Source organism: Streptomyces sp. JW3, from assembly GCF_052216785.1.
Classification (GTDB): domain Bacteria; phylum Actinomycetota; class Actinomycetes; order Streptomycetales; family Streptomycetaceae; genus Streptomyces.
In genome coordinates this window covers 1-661 of sequence record NZ_JBQOUX010000260.1, presented here as the reverse complement: position 1 = coordinate 661, position 661 = coordinate 1, and the positions used below count along the sequence as shown (strand labels likewise).

Here is a 661-nt window from a genome sequence, read left to right as displayed (position 1 = left end):
AGGAGGTGTACGTGCGGGTGATGGAGCCCGCGTTGTACTCCCAGCCGTCGCCGATCCAGGAGGGCTGGTTGTTGGAGGCGGACGTACGACCGTCCACAACCTGCGAGTTGTAGCCGAAGGAGACCGCCGGGGAGGGGCCGCCGGGCACGCTCGGGGTCTGGAGCGTGTACGAGTAGCTGAAGCCGCCCGCGTTGCCGCCCGCCGACCAGGAACCGGCGCTGACCAGCGGGGTCGCGCCGAAGTCACCCTTGGAGCCGGAGCCGGAGTCGGTGGCGAGCAGCACGGAGGAGCCGGAGCCGTCGGCGGTCGCGGCGGCCAGGGAGGCCAGCGGTGTGCCGCCCGCGGTCTTCGACGAGCGGTAGACGCCGTCGGTGACGGTGCCCTCGTCCGATGTCGAGGCGGTGGAGGCGGTGTCCGTGGAGGTGCCGCCCGCGGCCAGTGCCTCGGTTGCCACGGTCGCCTCGATGCGGCGCTCGTACACCGGGTTGCCGTCGGCGTCCGTGCCGGTCTGCGCGACCACGTTGTCGGTGGTGACCTCGGACGGCTCGGCGCAGCCCTCGGTGTCCGGGGTGGTCAGGAAGCACGCCGGGTACTGCACGAACGACAGCCGGTCGGCCCAGTTGGCGCCGTACAGCTCGGAGAAGTCGCTGTAGTCCAGGGC

1 protein-coding gene is annotated in these 661 nt (G+C 71.9%); it reads right to left on the bottom strand.

Annotation, left to right across the window (positions count from 1 at the left end; translation table 11 throughout):
- Positions 1-661 (bottom strand): hypothetical protein (locus ACTT8P_RS38400; RefSeq protein WP_442836420.1); only part of this gene is annotated, 661 nt, incomplete at both ends.